Raw genomic sequence first — 21,316 nt, forward strand, 5'->3', positions numbered from 1 at the left:
AAGGAACCATTCTTCCCTCTTTATCCTTGCTTATTATACCAATGTTCAATATCGGTTACCATCTTTTCCAAAGACACTTTGGCGACCGGCACATCCGGCAAGGCATGCAAGAATTCCTCACCGTATGATTTCGTTTCAATACGGCGGTCCAGCACGATAAACAAGCCCTTATCCTTTTTCGAGCGGATCAGCCGCCCGAACCCTTGGCGCAAACGCAGCACGGCTTCTGGCAAAGCATAATGCATAAATGGATTAATGCCTTCTTTCGAGATGATCCGTGATTTCGCTTTAAAAACAGGCTCTTCGGGTGATGTAAAAGGGAGCCTTACTACAACGACAGCGCGCAGCGCATCCCCAGGCACATCCACGCCTTCCCAAAAACTATTCGTCCCGAACAATACCGATTTCTGGAATCGCTGAAACGATTTCAATAATTTCATGCGGCTGCCTGAAGACATGCCTTGCGCAAACAGCATGTAATCGTCGAGCAGCTGTGAATCCTGGATCAAATCGACGGTTTTCCTCAGCATATCCTGTGACGTGAACAACACAAAACAGCGCCCTTCGGTAACAAGCACCGTCTGGGTGACCGCGTCCGCTACGGATTCGATGTATTCCTGCTGGGACACTTGCTGGATATCCGGCATGTCTTCAACGATATAGACTTTAGCGCCGCTGTAAAATTGATCAGCAGGTTCAAACTTTTCGATCGGCACCTGATTCGGTATACCGAGCTGGTTGACGATAAAGCGTTCATTCGACGGAACGCTCATCGTGCCCGACAGCCAAATGACTGCTTTTTCGCCTCTCGCCTGGCCGATGACTTTATCGACGAGCGACGCGACTTCGTAAGGCCGTTTGTATAGCGATAAGCTCGTCGGCATGCTGCGCAAATCGCCTTCGATCCAGGAAACTTCATCTTCTTTCGGGAACAGGAAAATCTCACTGAACTCCACCGATTTCAGCATCAACTCTTCAGTCCAATAACGGAAATCCGCGAGCACAAGCCGTTCATTCATCGTCAGTTCCGTGAAGCGTTCAGCTTTTTGCAGAATGGTCTGGGCGATGTCGATCCAACTGTTCAAGAATCTCAGAAAATCCATGAAACTTTCCCGTTCGAAATCCAATTCATCCAATAAAGATGCACATTTTCGTGTGCGGCTATTATGGAATCTATTCTGGAAGGCCTGTGCAAGATAAAGCGTCACTTCATCGAATAAACTGGTGTACTTTAAATACAAGGATTCCATTTGCAATAGCTCGGGCACTCTGGCAAAACCGTGCGATTCGGCAACGCGGTAGAATTTTGAAAACAGCTGGTTTTCATCAAAGCTTCCCAATTGGCCGAATACATAGCGCCATTGCGTGTAGACGAAAGTTTTCTCTTTATGGGCAACTGCCGCTTGTACGACTTGATGCGCTTCATCCCATATATAGGCATCGACGTTTTTCAATATTGTCCGCTTTTGGTTATGTGGATTCAACAGGAATGCATGATTGGTCACAATGACATCGGCATGTTCAGCTTCTGTCAGTGCATGTTCATAGAAATCGACGGTTTTTTCTAGCTTTGTCAATTTCCTTAAATGCGAACGGCGTACTTTATCGACCAGCAACTGGCCGCCGCTCGACACATTCAATTCGTTTAAATCGCCGGTCTTGGTCGAAGTCAACCAGACCATGATCTGCATGATCGTGAACGTTTCATCATAAGACTCATCATCACCGTGAAGCAACTCGAAAAAGCGGCCCAAATCGATATAATGCGACAGCCCTTTGATGAGCGCAACGTGGATATTTGAACCAAGAAATTCTTCTGCGAGCTTGACTTCCTTGGAAACGAGCTGATCCTGCAAGTGGGTCGTATACGTACTGATGACCACTTGTTTGCCCGAGTCTTTGGCATAAGCCGCTGCTGGCAATAGATAGCCCAGTGTCTTGCCCATGCCTGTCGATGCTTCAATTACCAATTCACTTCGCTCATGGATTGCCCGCTCCACCGCTTGCATCATCGCGACTTGGCTCGGCCGCTGTTCGTATTCCGGCTTGACCATCTCCAGCCCTTTTCGCCAAGCCGACTGCTGCGGCGAATCGTCGGAGACTTGCGCGCGCTCCGCTTTCGGGACGATCGGAATGCCGCGGAAACGGCCATATCGATCGGCTTGGCCATTGCGTTTTTGCTGCGTAATTTCAAACAGCAAGCGCGATAGGTCCGATTTTAATTGGAAAGAGCGCTTATGCAAAAGGACAAGCGTATCATAAGGAAGTTCAGCCAGTTCCTGTTTCGCCCGTAAAAACAGTTCAGCTGTCGCCAAGGCATCATCATCAGCGCGATGCGCATTGTTCAAGCGAATGCCTTGTTCTGCAGCAATGTCCTGTAATTTGTAACTGAAGGCCGTCGGATAAATAAGGCGTGAAAGCTCCACAGTATCCATGGCCAGCCCCTGCCATTTCGGCATGCCGGCACGGCTCAGTTCCGCTTGCAAAAACGGTAAATCAAAATGGATATTATGGGCAATGAAAATAGCGCCTTCCAATTGCCTGTAGATTTCCTCGGCGTACGCTTCAAAAGGCTCTGCATTTTCCACGTCCCGCTCCGTAATATTGGTCAGATCCTGTATAAACGCCGGAATTTTCCGTTGCGGATTGATGAATTTCGTATATGTATCAACGATTTCTCCTTGTTCGATCGCCACCATCGCCAATTGGATGATCCGGTCACCTTTTGCAGGGGAATGGCCCGTTGTTTCGATATCGACAACGACATATTTTTGGGAATTCATGATAACCCCTCTTTCTCAGGTGATTCTCTCAGGAAAAATTGTAACATATTCGCCCGCTGTTCGCCGGCGGGAACACGCCAAAAAAAGAAACACTCCAAAAGGGGGAACTTTTCCCTTTTGGAGTGTTCAAGGATCGATCCCTACATGACCGTCGCTTCCGGTTCGTAATGGATGATTTCTTTGATGGAATTGTCTGCGTCCATAATCGCCACAGTCGGTTTATGGCTGCGCGCATCTTTGTCCATGACATAGCCGTAAGACAAGATGATGACGATGTCCCCGCGCTGCACGAGACGCGCTGCTGCCCCGTTGACACAGATAACGCCGCTTCCGCGTTCTCCCGCAATGATATACGTCTCGAAGCGTGCGCCATTATTATTATTGACGATATGGACTTTCTCATTCGGCAGCATGCCGACTGCATCCAATAGATCCTGGTCAATCGTGATGCTGCCGACATAATTCAAATCGGCTTCAGTTACCGTTGCACGGTGAATTTTGGAATTGAGCATCATTCTAAGCATAGGTCAGTTCTCCTTTAAATTGAAAATAATATTGTCAATGAGGCGGGCTTTTTGGAATTGGACAGCGAGCGCGAGGATCGCTTGCCCGTTCGGCGCTTTGGTCAAGTCCGGGTAAGACAGCAGCTCGATGTAATCGATTTTGCCGGAAGTTTCCGACTGGATAAACCGGGTCATTTCCGGAATTGGGTCTTTGCCGTCGCGAGCGGCCGTCACTCCCCGTTGCAAGGATTGATAAAGTTTTGGCGCTTCGGCGCGTTCTGTTTCACTCAGATAGACATTGCGCGAGCTTTTGGCAAGCCCGTCCTGTTCTCGGACTGTTGCGATGCGGTGGATTTCCAGCGGGAAATCGAAATCCCGCACAAGCGACTCAATGATCGCCAGCTGCTGTGCATCCTTCTGGCCGAAATAGGCCGTATCGGGTTGAACAAGATGGAATAATTTCGTCACCACTTTCAGCACACCATCAAAATGTCCCGGGCGGCTTTTTCCGCATAAGACATCCGCAAGCGTTCCCGCTCCCATCGTGATTTGCGATTTGCGCGGGTACATCTCTTCTACAGGCGGGGAGAATATCACATCGACGCCCGCTTGTTCAGCGAGCAGGCTGTCCCGTTCGAAATCGCGTGGATAGCGGTCAAAATCTTCATTCGGGCCGAATTGCGCCGGGTTGACGAAAATGCTCATGACGACCACGTCGTTTTCCGATTTCGCGGATTCAACAAGTGCCAGATGCCCTTCGTGCAAAAAGCCCATCGTCGGCACCAATCCAATCGACTGCCCGTTTTCTTTTGTGCTCAGTACCCAGTCTCTTAAGTCCTTCACCGTGTTTACGACTTGCATGTTTTCCTCTCCTTTTTAGGAGAAAACCATATAAAAAACCTTCTGTCAGAAGACAGAAGGACAGAAAATTCCAATTCGGTTTCCTCCGTCCCTGTCATGTAATGATCAAGGCAGAATCGTATTCAGTTATTGCTTGCTGTTGCGTGCCACGGTGCAGTTCGCATCGGATACTGCCCGTTATTTTCACTATAGCAGAATTTCTGGAAAATGCCTATATGCTTTACTTTAGCTCGATATCTGCGGAATAAATGCCATGAAGCTTGCCGTCTGCCGTACGCAGCTGCAAGACGCCGTCTTCTGTAATGCCTTCCGCTATGCCTTCTAAGGTTTCACGCGACATGCGTGCGCGAATGGCTTTGCCGATTGTCGCGGAATGCCCTTCCCATAATATTTTTAGCGGGGCAAAACCTTTTTCAATATAGAGCTCTGTATAAACTTCAAGGAAGTGCAGAATTTCCTGCACTAATTCCCTGCGGTTTATCGGCTGGCCAGACTCAAGGCGCAAAGAAGTGGCGATGTCCTGCACGGCAGCATCAAAATCTTCCCGTTCTTGATTGACGTTGACCCCGATGCCGATGATCAAAGCTTGGATGCCATCAGCATCCGATTGCAGCTCTGTCAGGATGCCTGTCGCTTTTTTCGTGCCGAACAGGATATCGTTCGGCCATTTGATAGATGCTTCTAAACCCGTCACCGATTGAATCGCCCGGACGATCGCTACCGCAGCGACTAATGTAAACTGTGGCGCTTTATGGGGCGGGACGTCCGGACGCAAGATGATGCTCATCCAGATTCCTTGGCCCTTCGCCGAATCCCATTTTCTCATCAAACGGCCTCTGCCTTCTGTCTGAAGCTCCGCAATGACCACCGTTCCATCCGGCGCGCCTTCTTGTGCCAATTGGTGCGCAACAATTTGAGTTGATGCACATTGTTCCATATACTCGATGCGCTTGCCGATTTTTTTCGTCTTGAGATCGGCTTGGACAAGAAAAGCTTCCAGGCTGTCCGGGCTTTTTTGGATGCGGTAGCCTTTTTTCCGTACCGATTCGATTCCATAGCCCATTTCCTCAAGTTCTTTCATATGTTTCCAAATCGCCGTTCTGGAAACTCCGAACTCATCTGCCAATTGCTGGCCTGACACCGGTTCAGATCCCGCTTCCAAAAGCCGTGTCGCCAATTTATGTGTGACGGTGATATTCATCTATGAACCAGTCCTTTATCCGTTCTTTGTCATTGGCCAAGCGGCGTTCGACCACTGCTTTTTCAATATGCAAGGTCCACTCTTTCAGCCATGCCCCTGCCTTTTTTCCAGTCCATTCCATCAAATCACGCCCATTGGCCGCAAGTTCTGATTTCGATTGGATTGGCAACGCCTGTTGCCGCTCTTTCACCGCTTGCGTTTTATGCGATGCGGCCTGTGCAATCATCAATTGGCGTTCGGTGAAGCTATAATAAACCCAGTCGTCCCAAAACGGCAGCCGGCTCGCTTCAAGCGCCCGCTGAAGGTCTTTTTTGTCCTGGTTGGAGAAACGGTATTCACGTATCGCACCGAAAGTCTCGCCATTTTGATGCAATAGGTAAAACCAGCCCGACAATGGATCTTTGCTGGTTGTGTAGCCAGACCAGTCCAGCTCAAAAAGTCCGCCGGATGGCAAAAACCGGTTCAGGCAGGTTTCGTTTAAATAACGCATGCTGATGTCCGGAGCTGCAGAAACCATGACTTTGTCCAATTCCGCCTTGATGCGCTCCATGGCGACGGACTGGATCTTCTCTGCGTGTTCGATAATGGCTTGTTTGGTCGCGGGCTCGATATGGAAATTCAACTGCCCTGAAAAGCGGATCGCCCGCAGCATGCGCAAAGCATCTTCTGCGAAACGCTCTTGTGGAACACCGACTGCCCGAATGATGCCTGCACTTAGATCTTCCTTGCCGCCGAAAGGATCGATGATTTCCATTTGTTCAGTCATGGCCATTGAATTGATGGTGAAATCACGGCGTTTTAGATCTTCTTGCAATGAATTGACGAATTCCACTTTATCCGGCCTCCGATTATCCGAATAGCCGCTTTCTGTTCGGAATGTCGTGACTTCGGTTCCTTGTCCTTCGATGAGGATCATAACCGTTCCATGCTCAATTCCTGTATCGATCGACCGTTCGAATAGGGCTTTCACTTGTTCGGGTGAAGCGGAAGTCGCCACATCGATATCATGAGGCACAGATCCGCGCAAATAATCCCGCACTGCACCGCCAACCATATAGGCTTCAAATCCCGCTTCTTTCAAACGCGCGATAATCTGCTTGGCCTGTTTCATTGCTTGTCGGCCTTTTTCAGCAAGCGAGCGTATAGCATTTCGTATTCGGCGAGGATTTTCTCTGAGCTGAAGCGTTTGGTCGCGGTTTTCAAAGCAGTCGACGACATTTTTTCATGGAGCATATCGTCGGTTAATATACGGATTGCTGCATCAGCTGCAGCATCGATATCGCCAAGTTTAACCAAAAAGCCGTTTTCCTCCGGTTCGATGATTTCCGGGATGCCACCGATTTGTGTTCCGATTGCCGGCACGCCGCAAGCCATTGCCTCAAGCAATACAAGGCCAAATGCCTCTTTTTCCGACATCAGCAATTTCACATCGCTCATGCTGTAAAGTTCCGATAGATTGTCGCGCTTGCCGAGAAACAAGACTTGCTGCTCGATATGGAGATCTTTCACTTGCTGGTGGATGCGGCTCATTTCAGGGCCGTCGCCGACCAGCAATAATTTGGCGCCGATAGCGCTTTGCACTTTCGCAAAAGTGGAGACGACATCTTCCACGCGTTTCACTTTGCGGAAATTCGACACATGGATCAATACTTTTTCATGCGCTTCAATGCCCAGTTCTTCTTTCAACTTGGCTGAATCGCGCTGGTGGTACTCCCGTTCATCGACAAAATTATGGACGGTTTCAATCTCTTTATCCGGTGCGATCATGTCATAGGTTTGCTGTTTCAATGAATCCGACACTGCCGTCACGATATCGGATTTCTCGATGCCGTAGCGGATTGCATCTTTCAATGAACTATCTGTACCGAGGACAGTGATATCCGTTCCGTGCAAAGTCGTGACGATGCCAATATCGGATCCTGCCATATCGCGTCCTAATATCGCACAAACGGCATGAGGGATCGCATAATGCACATGCAGCAGGTCAAGTTCTTCGTTTTTGATCACTTCTGCAATCTTGGTGGCCAGCGCTATGTCATACGGTGCATATTGAAACACTGAATAGCTGTTAACATCCACTTGATGGCTAAATATATTCGCATACAGCCGGTTTAGCCGGAACGGCGTACTCGAGGTGATAAAATGGATTTCATGGCCTTTTTCAGCCAGCATTTTTCCCAGTTCCGTCGCCACTACGCCAGATCCGCCGACTGTCGGGTAACATGTAATTCCGATCTTCATTTTTCGCAAAATCTCTCCTCCTATTTCCGGCGGTCGCTGAGGAGCCGCCAATCGACCAATCCATTTTCCAAACCTTTTAGGAGGACTTCAGCTGTTCCCATATTGGTCGCAAGCGGGATTTGGTATACATCACAAAGGCGGATTAAAGCCGTAACATCCGGCTCGTGCGGCTGGGCTGTCAGCGGATCGCGGAAAAAGATAATCATATCCATTTCATTCTGGGCTATCATCGCCCCGATCTGCTGGTCTCCCCCAAGCGGCCCGGATTGAAAACGATGGACCGATAGGCCAGTTCCTTCAACCAAGCGGGAGCCGGTCGTTCCTGTTGCGTACAACTGATGCTTCGCCAAAATCGGCTTATAAGCTAGTGCAAATTGTATCAAGTCATCTTTTTTCCGATCGTGCGCAACCAATGCGATATTCATCCAATCGCCTCCATTATTTTAGCCTATGATATGTTCCAGGCCGTAAATTAATTCTTTACGTTCTACCACTTCGCGAATCGACAAACTGACTCCAGACATGAATGAACCACGGTTGAACGAATCGTGGCGCAATGTCAAAAGCTGTCCTTCGCCGCCAAGCAGTACTTGCTGATGTGCAACTAATCCCGGCAGACGGACACTGTGGATGCGCATGCCTTCGTAATCTGCGCCGCGAGCGCCTGGTAATGTTTCCTTTTCATCAAGATGCCCTTGCCGATGTACTTGCCGCGTTTCGCTCATCATATGGGCCGTCTTCATTGCGGTGCCTGACGGGGCATCCAGTTTTTGGTCATGATGCATTTCGATGATTTCCACATCCGGCAAATATTTCGCCGCCTGTTCTGCGAATTTCATCATCAATACCGCTCCAACCGCAAAGTTCGGCGCGATGATGCAGCCGAGAGCTGAAGTTTTTGCGAGTTCCGTCAATTCCTTCAATTCCTCTGTAGAAAATCCGGTCGTTCCGACAACTGGGCGAATGCCGAGCTGCAATGCTTGTTTTGTATGGGCATAAACATGCTCGGGCGTCGTCAAATCGACGAGGACATCGGGTGCATGCTGGCCGTGAAGCTTTTCTAGATCGGTAAAGACCGGCACTTGAAAACTTTCAGGAAACAAGCCCGTCTCTGCTAACGTTGCGCCGATGTCTTTATAATCCAGAGCTGCCACCAATTCCATATCGGCATTTTCCATTACAGTATGTACAGCTTCTTTGCCCATTTTCCCACGTGCTCCGGCAATCGCTACTTTTATCGTCATTATTGTTCTTCCTTTCTCGTCCAGCGGTCTTTATCACGGGTCCGGAATTTTTCCATGACCCCGTCGTGAGCTTCCTGCAAGTCGATTTCCATGGAGTTGGCCATGCAAATCAAGACAAATAGTACATCGCCCATTTCCTCTTCGATCAGCTTTTCTGCCTCTGTCTCTTTTTTCTTTTTCGGCCCGTAAACATGATTGACTTCACGCGCCAATTCCCCAAGCTCTTCGGTCATTCGTGCAAGCATTTCCATCGGTGCAAAATATCCTTCTTTAAACTGACCGATATGGCGGTCCACTTCTTGCTGTAATTGCCTCATGCTTTTATCTGCGTTCACTGTCATCACACTCCCATTCAATCGTAAAGAAAACAGGGGGTGTTGTCAAAAACGGCATCATGGCAGATAATACAGAAGTTAATGACAAAAAAGGGAGGCTGCTTTTTTATGAAAGATCTTCAGTTGAAAAACATTTTTTTCATCCTACTCGGTTCAGCTATCTATAGTTTCGGCTTTGTTCATTTTAATATTCAAAATGAGCTGGGGGAAGGCGGCTTCGCAGGCATCACTTTGATCCTTTATTTTCTTTGGAACTGGGACCCGGCTTTGATGAACCTGTTATTGAATATTCCCTTATTCTTTATCGGATGGAAACTGCTCGGGCGCAAGGTGTTTCTTTATACGATCATCGGCACGGTCGCTGTTTCCGTCTTCTTGAAAATCTTCCTTGTCTACGAAGTCCAAATCCCTTTGCGCGACGACTTATTCCTTGCCGCTTTGTTTGCCGGCGTCTTTGTCGGGGTGGGGCTTGGCATCATCTTCCGCTACGGGGGAACGACTGGCGGGGTTGACATCATTGCCAGGCTCGTTCAGAAATATCTCGGCTGGAGCATGGGCAAAACGATGTTCCTGTTCGATGCATTGGTCATCATGCTGTCGTGGCTGACATTTCTCGACTACCGCTCCATGATGTATACGCTCGTCGCGGTCTTCGTCGGCGCCCGCGTCATCGACTTTGTCCAAGAAGGGGCATACTCCGGACGCGGCGCCTTGATCATTTCCAATTCGCAAGAAGAGATTGCAAGCCGCATTGCCATCGAAATGGATCGCGGCATCACGATTCTCCGCGGCTATGGCCATTTCACTAAAGAAGAGCGCGAAGTCCTTTACTGCGTCGTAGCGCGCAATGAGCTTGTGCGGCTGAAGAACATCGTCAATTCCGTCGATCCCCACGCATTCGTCTCGTTGATCGAAGTGCACGACGTCATGGGTGAAGGGTTTACGCTCGATGAACAAAAACAACCTCTATAATGAAATCGGACCACATAAAAAACGGGCGGGAAAAGCAAATGCTTTTCCCGCCCGTTTCGTTTTATTATGAACGGTCCATGCTTGTGTAGATCAAGATCAGACGAGCAAGTTCGATCACTGCAACAGCAGTGGCTGCTACATAAGTCATCGCCGCTGCGTTCAATACTTTTTTCGCATGTCTCTCTTCATCGTTGCGGATGATGTTATGCGACAACAGCTGGTCCATCGCACGGTTTGAAGCGTTAAACTCCACAGGCAAAGTGACCAATTGGAACAACACACCGACCGCAAGAAGCGCGATACCGATCAACAAGGCGCCGCTCATCTGTGCGAATATGCCGATCATGATGAAGACCCACGACATGTTCGATGAAATATTGACCATCGGCACTAGGCGGTGGCGGAAGCGCAAGAACGAATAATCCGTTGCATCCTGGATGGCGTGCCCCACTTCGTGCGCTGCGACAGCCGTGCCGGCAACCGATGGCTCATGGTAGTTATGGCTGCTGAGCGCAACCGTTTTCGTCATCGGGTTGTAATGGTCGCTGAGCATGCCGCGGCTTTCGACGACTTTGACATTATTCAAGCCGTTTTGGTCGAGAATGATGCGAGCCACTTCGGCCCCTGTATGCCCGGAAGTCGACCGGACTTTGGAATATTTCTTATACGTGCTTTTCAATTTCATTTGAGCCCAAATCGGCACAATCAACAAGACGATAAAATAAATCAAATAGCCGCCCAATCCCATTTTATTGATCAACCTCTCTTTTTGTTTCTATATGTCTATTTTACTTGTTTTTCTGACTTTTGGTCAACTGATACGCCGCGGTTCTAGGTGGCGGTTCTGTGACGCCGTAAACCACGCGAACGCGATGCAGGCAATTGACAGCCAGAATGTGAAATAGCCGATTTGTGCGCTGAATTCACTTAAGCTCGAATAGATCGGCATCTGCCCGAACACATAATCGATGACATCGTTATGTAACGTCCAAATAGCGGTGAGTGCCACAGACAAATACCCAAAACGGTAATGCTCGAAATAAAGCACAGCTTGCAGCGCCATGGCGAAATGCGATGCGACGAGCATCCAACCCAACCAGCCGATCGACCCGGTTTGCAGGAGCGTCAACAAATTCATGACGACTGCCCACAAACCATATTTGATCAAGGTGACAAAAGCGAGTGCTTCAATTAACGGGCTGTGCTTGCCGATAATCCAGAGGCCGAGCACTATCGTGAAGAATAAGCTTGCGGTCGGGCTATCCGGCACGAATATGAGAAATATCGGTTCGGTGATGCGCAATTGCCAGCCATACCAAATGTATCCGTATATCGTGCCTCCTAAGTTGACGAAGAACAGCAATATCAAAAACGGCCTGAACATCAGCCAAGCAGAGATTTTCGCTGTAAATTCCACCATCCAATCGTCCTTTCCTGTGCAGAAAAAAAGAGCCGGTTTCCCGGCTCTTTTTCTGTAAGTTTATTCAGCTTCAAGTCCAGCAATGAACTCTGTCATGACTTGAAGGTCTTCATCAGTTCCATCCCAAGAAGGTGGCATCAATTGAGTACCTCCATCTTCGATACCGTTCACAGCAATTTCAGCAATTTCTTCAGCTGACAAGCCAGTTCCGATCAAGCTCGGCCCGACTGCCCCTTCCAAATTGTCGCCGTGACAGCTGATACAAGCCGCTGCTGAATAGATTTCATATCCAGGATCTGCTGTATCGATTTCAACTTCTTCTGTGATTTCCCCTTGGCGAGCCGCTGCTTCCCAGTCATGGTTAGCTACTGATTCCCAAGTCAAGAAGACGATGGACGCGATTGCCAAAAGCATAAAGCCAGTCGGCAATGGGCGTTTTGACGGACGGCGTTCCGGTCCTCGGTCGAGGAACGGGGCAAGCATCAAAGCACCGAACGCAAGGCCCGGAATGATGATTGCGCCGACAACGTTAAACGGTCCGGACGCGAATTCATATTTCAATAATTGGTATAAGAACAAGAAATACCAGTCTGGCAGTGGAATATATGCCGTGTCTGTCGGATCAGCCTGGCCTTCAAGAGGCGAAGGGTGGGCGACAGTCAAGAGCAAATAGCCAATTAAGAAGACGGAACCAATCATCCATTCTTTTAGAAGGAAGTTCGGCCAAAAGGCTTCTGTTTTGCCAGGATATTCGGAGTAATCTTTCGGGATATTCGGTTTCCGAAACTCCATGCTCGGAACACGTGAATCCCCTACAAATTTCATCCCTTTTCCGCGGTGCATAGTGTCCCCTCCTTAAAATCCTTGATCAAGGATGAATTACAATGGTCCTGAAATACCTTGTCTTCTGATCATGATAAAGTGTGCTGCAAGCAACCCAAGCAAAGCAGCGGGCAAGAAGAAGACGTGGATCGCGAAGAAGCGTGTCAAAGTTTGTGCCCCGAGAATTGTTGAATCCCCTGCAAGCAAAATTTTAATCGTTTCACCGATCACCGGTACAGAAGCTGCAATTTCAATCCCAACTTTTGTTGCGAACAATGCTTTCATATCCCATGGAAGCAAATAACCTGTGAAAGATAGGCCGAGGATTACGCCAAATAGCATAACGCCGACTACCCAGTTGAGCTCACGAGGTTTCTTATAAGACCCTGTGAAGAATACACGTAGCGTATGAAGGAAAATCATAACTACTACTAAAGAAGCTCCCCAGTGGTGCATCCCACGCACGATTTCTCCAAAAGCGACTTCATTCTGGAGATAATAAACCGACTGCCAAGCATTCTCAATATCTGGCACGTAATACATGGTAAGGAACATGCCAGACAGGATTTGGATGACTGTAATGAAAAATGTCAGTCCTCCGAAACAATAGACAAATGCTGAAAAGTGGTGTGCGGGGTTAACGTGTTCCGGTACTTCATGGTCTGCAATATCGCGCCAGATCGGCGTGATGTCCAATCGCTCATCTACCCAATCATATAACTTGTTTAGCACTGGTGTCGTACCCCCTAACTATTAAACTAAAGTGTTTTCTCTTACTGCTCCGATGGCTACAAAACCATCTTGTTCTTGAACTTGATACTCATCAAGAGGTCCGAGCGGCGGTGTACCTGCGATGTTCTGGCCATTCTTCTCATAGCGTCCAGCGTGGCAAGGGCAGAAGAACTGTGTTGGGTTTTCTGGATCCCCACCCCAGTTGACTGTGCATCCCAAGTGTTTGCAGACAGGTGAAAGTGCGATTAGTTTATCGCCTTCTTTGTAAACCCATGCAGAATTCGTGACTTCGGATGTATACCATGCGTCCACTTGTTCAAATGTAAAGTCGACACGTACAGGCTCTTCTGTGATATCGGCAACAGCTTGGTCAGTCAAAACATAGTCACCGGCGTCATGTTGCTGCAGAATTGGATCGACTGCAAAACGCACCATCGGCATTAACATTCCTGCTGCCATGAAACCACCTACACCAGTCAGTGTGTAACCTAAAAATTGGCGTCGTGATACACGATTATTACTCATTCTTTTCCCCCCTCTAACATTCAAGGTCAGTCCAATGGACATACTCATTCAAATATAATTACTAGGACAACCTAATGATATATCAATCAAAACTTAAGGTCAATATCGCATTCAGTCTAATGGAACAGTTTGTGAACATTTCATGAATGATGTGTCCATTCTTTGGTAAACAGCGGCAGCACTTGCCGCAGCTGGTCTTCCATGACCGATTTCTTGAACGATTGGTCCATATCTCCCGTTGGAATAGCCGGCAGCCACAGAACATTGTCAAGTTCTTCGACAGAGCGCCATTTCGGGTCAGTCGTCAGGTAAAAAATATGCTTGAATCCTGTTTCCGACAGCTCTTTTTTCAATTGTTCGCCCAGCTCTGTTCGGTCTGCCGCACGGACATAAGAAATAGGCGGAAGCAAAAGAATCCGCCCTTTGAATTGCTTTTCCAGTATAACAGTTAGCGATTGCAAATATTCTGAAGCCCCAGCGCTCGCCTTCATGCCCGATGCGCTTAAGTCCAATTCGATCAGCGGCACGACCGCCGTATCGACATAATCTTTTTGGCTTGCGTATAAATCGATGTCTTTGCTGTTGAAATGCATGTATTCAGTCACTCTCCATTTTTTTGGCCGATTTCACTACGGACAGCAAGGCAGACAGTTCAAAGAACCGCTCTTTATCTCCTGCGTCCAGTGCTTCGTCGATTTTTTTGAGGATTGTTTCTTCCTGGTAAGACGACAAACTCTCATTCAGTACCTTTTCTGCAATCAAGCGGTCCTGTTCGCTGACCGATGCCCCTTTTGGCATATGCGGATTCTCTTCTAACACCGCCAAGTAAAGCGGCGCAGGCGGAATGCTCGGGAAATTCAATTGCACATATAAAGGCTCATCGGGATGGAGCCTAAGGTCGTGAAAAGACTTTTCAGCATCGGCGGTCATGAGCTTGCCTTTATAGAACTGGAACGGGATGTCCTTCGATTCAGTTGTCGACATGACCATGGCACGGGGACAATAATGCGCTTCTTCGACAAAATGTGTTTTCTCTAGCAATTCATCATTGCTCAACAGATAGTTGAGGATCCAGATGCATTCGCGCCTTTTCATCTTATAAGAACCGAGGAACCAACGGACAAATTGTTTTTTCTCGCCTACAGAAACGGATGCAGTCATATCGTCTCCCCCTTTCATTCAAACGATTGCAGCCAATCGAACCATTGCGGGTTTTCCGGCTCCAGCGCTTGAAGCTGTTTGATTATTTCGAGAGCGCGATCGCGTTTCCCTTCCTCGACCAAAAATAAGGCGTAGGATTCGAGGAATTCGGGATCGTCGGAAAAGGCCGGATAGGCTTTCTCGTAGTACTCCAGAGCTTTGTCGAATTGTTCGGTCCGGTCGTAAGCTTTCGCAATCAGCGGATAAAGCGCATGCCAGTCATTGCCGCTTTCCACAGCCATCGAGGCAAGTTCAAGCAATTCGTCGTCGCGCTCTTCATTATGGAAATAGGAGATTAATGCATATAGAGCCTCCATGTATTCAGGATCGAGCGCAATTGCCTGGCGCAGCATTTCCACGCCTTCTTCACCTTTGCCGAGCTTCAGCGCAAGTTTCCCTGCAAACAAATACAATTCCTTGTCAAACTCATCACGCGCAAGCCCTTCTTTGATGGCATCGTAAGCACGTTTATAATCTTCCATCATATTGAAGCATTGCGCTTTCAATAAATAAGCAGAGAAATAATCGGGATCGGCATTCAAAAGTTCATCGAGGCGCTTCACCGACAATTCATATTGTTTCGCTTGGAAGGCGGCAAATGCAGCTCCGAATAATACATCAGGCTGTGCTTCGTCTTCCAGAGCACGTTCATAATAAGGCAAAGCTTCCTCGTAAGCCGCACCGGCGCTATAGACTTCCGCCAAGCGTTCGCTCAGGTTAACGCCATCAATTTTGACATTGCGGCTTTCCAATTCCTGATAGATGCGTGCAGATTCCAGGTAGCGTCCCGAGTCGAGCAAAAGTTCCGCTTTTGCCTGCTGCAGCAGCGGTTCGTCAGGCATCAGGCCGATTGCTTCGTCCAGCCGCAGTTCCGCTGCCTCGAGAAGCCCCTGCAGCTGAAACAGGTCGGCTAATGTGACGAGTGCCTGAGGATATAATTCATCGTCTTTCGGGATCGCCATCAGCTCATTGAGCGCCTCATCTTCACGGTCGGCATCAATCAGCAGTTTGGAACGGTCGACACGCAATTGCGCCTCTTCCGGAAACATGTACTGAAGATGCTCCACCACGCGGAGCGCTTCTTCGATAAAGCCGATTTCCTGCAGCCATTCCATGACCGCGTATTGTTCATCGGGATCGCCTTTGAGCAAATATTGTTCGAGTAATGTATCGAGTGCAGCCGTGTCTCCAGCTTGCACCGCTTCTTGGATCTTTTGTAAAGTTGCCATTTGCATCACCTATTCCTTGCCGTTATATAGTTATCGTACACGAAACCATCATGCTAGCATAATAAAAACTCCCCCGAAGGAGAGTTATTGTGTCAGCTTATCCAGATGGTCAAAAAAGTTCGGGTAAGAGATCGAAATACAGCCCGGGTCGTCAATCGTTACTGGGCCATCTGCGATGAGCGCAGCAACTGCGGCCATCATGCCGAGGCGGTGATCGCCGTAACTATTCATCGCTGCGCCAGTCAGTGGAGTCGGTCCTTGTATGACCATTCCGTCTTCTGTCGCTTCGATATCGGCGCCGAGTTTTTTCAACTCGGTGACGACCGCCTGTATGCGGTCGGTTTCTTTGACGCGCAATTCTTCCGCATCGCGGATGACGGTCTTTCCTTGCGCCTGGGTCGCCACAAGTGCAATCAACGGGATCTCATCGATCAATCGTGGAATGACATCGCCGCCGATGTCCGTGCCCGTCAAGAGAGTGCTGCGGACCGTCAAATCTGCAGCTTCTTCCCCTTCGGATTTATGGCCGCTTGCTTGGATGTCCGCGCCCATGGCTTTGAACACATCAAGCAAGCCTGTACGCGTTGGGTTGACGCCAACGTTTTTCAATTGGATTTCGCTGCCTTCAGCAATGAGCGCCGCACCGATCATAAAAGCAGCGGAGGAGATATCGCCTGGCACTTGGACATGCGCAGCATGCAGCTCCTGTCCGCCAGTCAATGAAATGATGTCGCCGTTGCGGGAGATGTCCGCTCCGAAATGCTTCAGCATAATTTCCGTATGGTCGCGCGACGGAACCGGTTCGTGGATGGTCGTGGTCCCTTGCGCCGACAGACCTGCAAGCAGCACTGCCGATTTCACCTGTGCGCTTGCAACAGGCATCGTATAGTCGATTGCCTGAAGAGCTGTCCCTTGAACGGCAAGCGGCGTGAAATGCCCATTGGCGCGCCCGCGGATATCCGCACCCATCAAACGCAGCGGTTCAACGATGCGTTTCATTGGGCGGCGTGCGATGGATTCGTCCCCTGCCATGACCGAATGGAAATCAGTACCTGCGAGCAAACCGAGCATCAAGCGCGTCGTCGTGCCGGAATTTCCGGTATCCAATACGACATCTGGCTCTTTCCAGGCTTTCCTGCCACCGCTTGTCACTGTCACGTGTTCGCCATCTATTTGGATATCGATTCCCAGAGAACGGAAACAGCTGATGGTACTTAAGCAGTCGTCTCCCATCAAGAAACCTTCGATGGTCGTCGTTCCCTGTGCCAGTGCGCCGAACATGATTGCCCGGTGTGAGATGGACTTATCGCCGGGCACTTGAACGCTGCCCGTTAGCACAGGTTTTGCGTAACTGATCGTTTTGGACATGATTTTCATTCCTTTCAGGAGATATACGTATCATAAGCGGTTCGTTCGGAAAAGACGCGTTGCGCACTTTCCCGGTCTTCCGCTGTCTGGAAACTAAGGACAAGAATCCCGAAGACATCTTCACGCGTCTCCAAAATCCTCAAATTGACGATGCTGATGCCGGCTTCTGCCAGATAGCCCGTCATTTCTGAGATGATTCCCGGCACATCGGGGATATCGATATACAAATCAAATACCGAATACATGGCACCGTGCCCTGCAACCGGCAGTTCATCACGTGTCTCCTTCGCTTTCGCGAAAAAGCGGTGAATCGGTTCGGGCTCGTTCTTCTGCAAGATCTCGCGCAAATGCGTCATCTGGTCCATCCAGTGGTCCAGCTGTTCGACAATCATCTCATTATTTTGCGTCGTGATGTCACGCCACATATCCGGGTTCGCCGAAGCGATTCGCGTCGTATCGCGGAATCCACCCGCTGCGAGCTGGCGCGCGAACGGAAATTGCTCTTCACGGTCCAGTTGATGAACCAGAGCAGCAGCGATCAAGTGAGGGAAATGGCTGACGATCGCCGTCATATGATCGTGTTCTTTTGCTTCGAGTACTTTGATCTTCGCTTTGGTGACCGACAATAGCCCCACCAGTTTCTCAACGTCTTCCTCAGCCGTCTCTTTGCCGGGCGTCAAGATATAGAAGGCATTTTCAAAAAGCACTTCTTTGGCGGCTTCGACACCGCTTTTATGGGAACCGGCCATCGGGTGGCCGCCGATAAAGGTATGCGCCAACTTTTCTGCAGCTTCCATAATTTGGACTTTGGTGCTGCCAGTGTCTGTCAAAATGACATTTTCCTTTAAATCCCAGTATTTACTTCGTTCCATTAATTTCACAGTTGCTCCGACCGGCGTAGCAAAAACGATGACATCAGCCGCAGCCGCTGCCTGCTCAAGAGAAGGCGGCGAGCTTTGGATGATGCCCATTTTGAAAGCTTTTCTGGCAGTCAATGCGTCCGCATCATAGCCCGATACGTGAACATTTTCATTACGCTGCAATGCTTTTGCTAACGATCCGCCAATCAATCCGAGGCCGATAATGAGGACTTCTGTTTTCACGCTTGGCTCACCTGGCTTTTCTGAGATAGATCAGGACGCAATTTCACAGCATCATTCATGTAGATGTGCTGGATTTTATCCTGTGCAAGTTTCGTATTGACGTGCATCATCACGCGAATGCATAGCGGCATGCTGCCGGGTATATCCATTTCGTGTGTGCACATGACCGGCACATACGTCCAACCTTCGATAGTGCGCACGGCTTTTGCAGGAAAAGCTGCAGAAATATCCGTCGTCGTCGATACGATGACCGAAGCCACTTCATCCGGTTCGATGCCGTTTTCTTTGGCCATTTCCAAGACCAGGCGTCGCGTTTGCTCCAAAATTTCGGGCGCTTCATCTTTCGTGATGGTGATGGCGCCTCTGACTCCTCGAATCATCAGATCATCTCCTTGATCGTTTTTCTCAGCTTGTCGTAAGCCGCTTGTGCTCGTTGTTCTGGAATCGTTTCAATATACGGTCGGCCTACTGCGCCAAGCAACACGAAGTTAAGTGCAGCAGCGGTCGATTTTTTGTCTTTTTTCATATAGGGCAATAATTCATCGAATGGCATATTAACCAGTAGCGTTATTGGATAACCGTTCACTTTCGTCCAGTTCAAGAAGCGTGGCAACTCGGGGCTTTCGGACAATTCAAGTGCATAGGCCATGCCAAGCACGACAGCTTCTCCATGCGTCAGTTTGCCATAGCCCAAATGTGCTTCGATGGCATGGGCCAGCGTATGGCCGAAATTGAGGAATTTGCGGACGCCGCCTTCAAACTCATCTTCTTCAACAATCGCCGATTTGACGGCAATCCCTTTTTCCAGATGCCCTTCGAGTTCCTGTCCGGACATCGTGCTGAAATCTTGATACGCCATCAGTTCATCCAGCCAGCCTTCATTCGAAATGAATGCATGCTTGATCACTTCAGCCATCCCTGAACGAATTTCATTTTCAGGCAAGGTCTGGAGAAAGTCGCTGTCGTAAATGACCGCACGCGGCTGATAGAAGGTACCGATCATGTTCTTGCCGAGCGGATGGTTGATGGCGGTTTTGCCCCCCACAGCACTGTCATGGGCCAAGATCGTTGTCGGTACTTGGATAAAAGGCACTCCGCGCATGAAAGTCGATGCGACAAAGCCAGCCAGATCCCCGACTGCGCCTCCCCCAAATGCGAGAATGACCGTATTTCGTGAGCAATTCTCCGAAAGCAAAAAGCTATGGCAATCCATAAAACTTTCGGCTGATTTCGCTCCTTCACCTGCTGGTACGCGGAAAACTTTCGGCTGAAAATCCTCAAGCGCCCCGAGCAGCTGCGGCAAATGCAGTTCAGCCACTTGGCTGTCTGCGATTACAACAACTTGGTCGGCTGCAGCGAGCAAATCACGATAGTGTTTTACCAGCAGCTTGACCGCCCCTTGTCCGATATGCACCGTATATGGATGTTCAGTCTCGACCCGCAACTCCCTCATGGATTAAAACTCCTTTGTATAGGCTTTATAGCTTTCGATGTTCTCTTTCAGCCGCGGCAATTGATCCGCGTCGAATTGTTCAAGCAATGCATTTGCCGCTTCAAAAGCGACGACATGTTCCGCCACAATCGAGGCTGCCGGAACTGCACAGCTGTCTGAACGTTCGATGCTCGCCTGGAACGGCTCTTTCGTTTCAATGTCAACGCTCTTCAAAGGCTTATAGAGCGTTGGGATCGGCTTCATAACGCCACGCACGATGATCGGCATGCCTGTCGTCATCCCGCCCTCAAAGCCGCCGAGGTTGTTCGTGCTGCGGGTATATCCCGCTTCTTCACTCCAAATGATTTCATCATGGACTTCACTGCCCGGGCGGCGCGCCATTTCGAATCCAAGACCGAATTCCACGCCCTTAAATGCGTTGATGCTCATGACAGAAGCCGCAATTTTAGCATCCAGTTTGCGGTCATAATGCACATAACTGCCGATTCCAGCTGGCATGCCTTCCACGATGACTTCTACAGTACCGCCGATCGAGTCGCCGTTTTTCTTCGTGGCATCGATCAAATCAGTCATTTCTTTCGTTTTTGATGAGTCTGCGCAATAAACGGCATCCTGTTCAACAATGTCGCGGATTTCATCTGCGGATTTTCCAATATAGCTTGCCGGGTCGACTTTAATGCCGCCGATTTCTGTCACGTGCGATACGATCTTGACGCCGAGTTCTGAGAGAAGCTGTTTAGCCACTGCGCCGACCGCAACGCGCACGGTCGTTTCACGTGCAGAAGAACGTTCTAATACGTTCCGAAGGTCACGGTGGCCATATTTCATGCCGCCGTTCAAATCAGCATGCCCAGGCCGCGGGCGTGTCAATTGACGTTTCACTTCATCGGTTTCTTCGATCGGTTCGATGCCCATGACATTTGTCCAGTGCTTCCAATCGTCATTTTTGACGACCAATGCGACAGGAGAGCCCAAAGTCTTCCCGTGGCGGACGCCTGAAACGATTTCCACCGTATCTGTCTCGATTTGCATGCGGCGGCCGCGGCCATGGCCTCCCTGGCGCCGTTTCAACTCTTTATTGATCATTTCCGCCGTCAAAGGCAATTGCGCTGGCAACCCTTCAATAATGGCGGTCAATTGTGGACCGTGAGATTCTCCTGCTGTTAAGTAACGCATGTACGCTTTCTCCCTTCAACGTGCTAAAGTATTTAAGTAACACTATACCATATGGCATTTGTTCAATTCTATCCTAAATATGAAGAAAACTAAACATTCGAATAGCAACAAACCCGCGCCACCAAAAGAAACCGCTTTCATTTATTCG

Annotated in this window: 23 protein-coding genes; 1 reads left to right on the forward strand and 22 read right to left on the reverse strand. The window is 49.2% G+C overall.

From position 1 onward, the window contains the following. Positions 1-20 precede the first annotated feature (20 nt). The 9 genes from dinG to AUC31_RS07855 form a co-directional block, all read right to left on the reverse strand. Positions 21-2,783, reverse strand: a complete 2,763-nt coding sequence (dinG, locus tag AUC31_RS07815; protein WP_058380582.1) for an ATP-dependent DNA helicase DinG — start codon at positions 2,781-2,783, stop codon at positions 21-23. Between the two features lie 140 nt (positions 2,784-2,923). Continuing rightward, a complete protein-coding gene (gene panD, locus AUC31_RS07820; protein WP_058380581.1) occupies positions 2,924-3,307 on the reverse strand; it encodes an aspartate 1-decarboxylase in 384 nt (127 codons plus the stop codon). A gap of 3 nt (positions 3,308-3,310) precedes the next feature. After that, positions 3,311-4,147, reverse strand: coding sequence for a pantoate--beta-alanine ligase (panC, locus tag AUC31_RS07825; RefSeq protein WP_058380580.1), 837 nt, complete (start codon positions 4,145-4,147; stop codon positions 3,311-3,313). A 220-nt stretch (positions 4,148-4,367) separates the two neighbouring features. Then, a complete protein-coding gene (locus AUC31_RS07830) occupies positions 4,368-5,348 on the reverse strand; it encodes a biotin--[acetyl-CoA-carboxylase] ligase (protein ID WP_058380579.1) in 981 nt (326 codons plus the stop codon). Continuing rightward, positions 5,326-6,459 carry a CCA tRNA nucleotidyltransferase gene (locus AUC31_RS07835; RefSeq protein WP_058380578.1) on the reverse strand — a complete coding sequence of 378 codons (1,134 nt, stop codon included), beginning with the start codon at positions 6,457-6,459 and terminating at the stop codon, positions 5,326-5,328. The genes AUC31_RS07830 and AUC31_RS07835 overlap by 23 nt, the downstream gene beginning before the upstream one ends. Further along, positions 6,456-7,598: an N-acetyl-alpha-D-glucosaminyl L-malate synthase BshA gene (gene bshA / locus AUC31_RS07840; RefSeq protein WP_237150730.1), complete on the reverse strand. Its 1,143-nt coding sequence runs from the start codon at positions 7,596-7,598 to the stop codon at positions 6,456-6,458. Before bshA ends, AUC31_RS07835 begins: the two co-directional genes overlap by 4 nt. 11 nt (positions 7,599-7,609) lie before the next feature. Continuing rightward, positions 7,610-8,014: a methylglyoxal synthase gene (mgsA, locus tag AUC31_RS07845; RefSeq protein WP_058380577.1), complete on the reverse strand. Its 405-nt coding sequence runs from the start codon at positions 8,012-8,014 to the stop codon at positions 7,610-7,612. A gap of 18 nt (positions 8,015-8,032) precedes the next feature. Next, complete coding sequence (dapB, locus tag AUC31_RS07850; RefSeq protein WP_058380576.1) at positions 8,033-8,833, reverse strand: 4-hydroxy-tetrahydrodipicolinate reductase; 801 nt, start codon at positions 8,831-8,833, stop codon at positions 8,033-8,035. Next, entirely contained in the window at positions 8,833-9,174 is a 342-nt protein-coding gene (locus AUC31_RS07855; RefSeq protein ID WP_058380575.1) for a nucleotide pyrophosphohydrolase, read from the reverse strand. The genes dapB and AUC31_RS07855 overlap by 1 nt, the downstream gene beginning before the upstream one ends. Positions 9,175-9,276: 102 nt before the next feature. On the opposite strand from AUC31_RS07855, the gene AUC31_RS07860 reads away from it, so the two are divergent. Then, the gene (locus tag AUC31_RS07860) at positions 9,277-10,140 is read left to right on the forward strand and encodes a YitT family protein (protein WP_058380574.1); all 864 of its coding nucleotides are present in this window, start codon (positions 9,277-9,279) and stop codon (positions 10,138-10,140) included. Between the two features lie 64 nt (positions 10,141-10,204). Here AUC31_RS07860 and AUC31_RS07865 read toward each other — a convergent pair whose 3' ends face one another. The 13 genes from AUC31_RS07865 to aroC form a co-directional block, all read right to left on the reverse strand. After that, positions 10,205-10,888, reverse strand: coding sequence for a zinc metallopeptidase (locus tag AUC31_RS07865; protein WP_058380573.1), 684 nt, complete (start codon positions 10,886-10,888; stop codon positions 10,205-10,207). Between the two features lie 63 nt (positions 10,889-10,951). Further along, positions 10,952-11,560: a lipoprotein heptaprenylglyceryl N-acetyltransferase LhaT gene (gene lhaT / locus AUC31_RS07870; protein WP_058380572.1), complete on the reverse strand. Its 609-nt coding sequence runs from the start codon at positions 11,558-11,560 to the stop codon at positions 10,952-10,954. A 60-nt stretch (positions 11,561-11,620) separates the two neighbouring features. Continuing rightward, the gene (locus tag AUC31_RS07875; RefSeq protein ID WP_058380571.1) at positions 11,621-12,403 is read right to left on the reverse strand and encodes a menaquinol-cytochrome c reductase cytochrome b/c subunit; all 783 of its coding nucleotides are present in this window, start codon (positions 12,401-12,403) and stop codon (positions 11,621-11,623) included. A 36-nt stretch (positions 12,404-12,439) separates the two neighbouring features. Further along, positions 12,440-13,114 carry a menaquinol-cytochrome c reductase cytochrome b subunit gene (gene qcrB, locus AUC31_RS07880; RefSeq protein ID WP_058380570.1) on the reverse strand — a complete coding sequence of 225 codons (675 nt, stop codon included), beginning with the start codon at positions 13,112-13,114 and terminating at the stop codon, positions 12,440-12,442. A gap of 21 nt (positions 13,115-13,135) precedes the next feature. Further along, positions 13,136-13,639: a QcrA and Rieske domain-containing protein gene (locus AUC31_RS07885; protein WP_058380569.1), complete on the reverse strand. Its 504-nt coding sequence runs from the start codon at positions 13,637-13,639 to the stop codon at positions 13,136-13,138. 140 nt (positions 13,640-13,779) lie between these two features. Continuing rightward, positions 13,780-14,244 carry a YpiF family protein gene (locus tag AUC31_RS07890; RefSeq protein ID WP_237150731.1) on the reverse strand — a complete coding sequence of 155 codons (465 nt, stop codon included), beginning with the start codon at positions 14,242-14,244 and terminating at the stop codon, positions 13,780-13,782. After that, positions 14,237-14,800, reverse strand: coding sequence for a ReoY family proteolytic degradation factor (locus AUC31_RS07895; protein ID WP_058380567.1), 564 nt, complete (start codon positions 14,798-14,800; stop codon positions 14,237-14,239). Before AUC31_RS07895 ends, AUC31_RS07890 begins: the two co-directional genes overlap by 8 nt. Before the next feature lie 14 nt (positions 14,801-14,814). Then, positions 14,815-16,068, reverse strand: a complete 1,254-nt coding sequence (locus AUC31_RS07900; RefSeq protein WP_058383627.1) for a tetratricopeptide repeat protein — start codon at positions 16,066-16,068, stop codon at positions 14,815-14,817. A gap of 84 nt (positions 16,069-16,152) precedes the next feature. Next, positions 16,153-17,436: a 3-phosphoshikimate 1-carboxyvinyltransferase gene (gene aroA, locus AUC31_RS07905; RefSeq protein ID WP_058380566.1), complete on the reverse strand. Its 1,284-nt coding sequence runs from the start codon at positions 17,434-17,436 to the stop codon at positions 16,153-16,155. 14 nt (positions 17,437-17,450) lie between these two features. Then, positions 17,451-18,539, reverse strand: a complete 1,089-nt coding sequence (locus tag AUC31_RS07910; RefSeq protein ID WP_058380565.1) for a prephenate dehydrogenase — start codon at positions 18,537-18,539, stop codon at positions 17,451-17,453. Continuing rightward, positions 18,536-18,919 carry a chorismate mutase gene (gene aroH / locus AUC31_RS07915; RefSeq protein WP_058380564.1) on the reverse strand — a complete coding sequence of 128 codons (384 nt, stop codon included), beginning with the start codon at positions 18,917-18,919 and terminating at the stop codon, positions 18,536-18,538. Before aroH ends, AUC31_RS07910 begins: the two co-directional genes overlap by 4 nt. Beyond that, positions 18,919-19,992, reverse strand: a complete 1,074-nt coding sequence (aroB, locus tag AUC31_RS07920; protein ID WP_058380563.1) for a 3-dehydroquinate synthase — start codon at positions 19,990-19,992, stop codon at positions 18,919-18,921. Before aroB ends, aroH begins: the two co-directional genes overlap by 1 nt. 3 nt (positions 19,993-19,995) lie before the next feature. Continuing rightward, complete coding sequence (aroC, locus tag AUC31_RS07925) at positions 19,996-21,168, reverse strand: chorismate synthase (protein ID WP_058380562.1); 1,173 nt, start codon at positions 21,166-21,168, stop codon at positions 19,996-19,998. Positions 21,169-21,316: the final 148 nt, after the last annotated feature.

This window comes from Planococcus rifietoensis, from assembly GCF_001465795.2.
Taxonomy (GTDB): Bacteria; Bacillota; Bacilli; order Bacillales_A; family Planococcaceae; genus Planococcus; species Planococcus rifietoensis.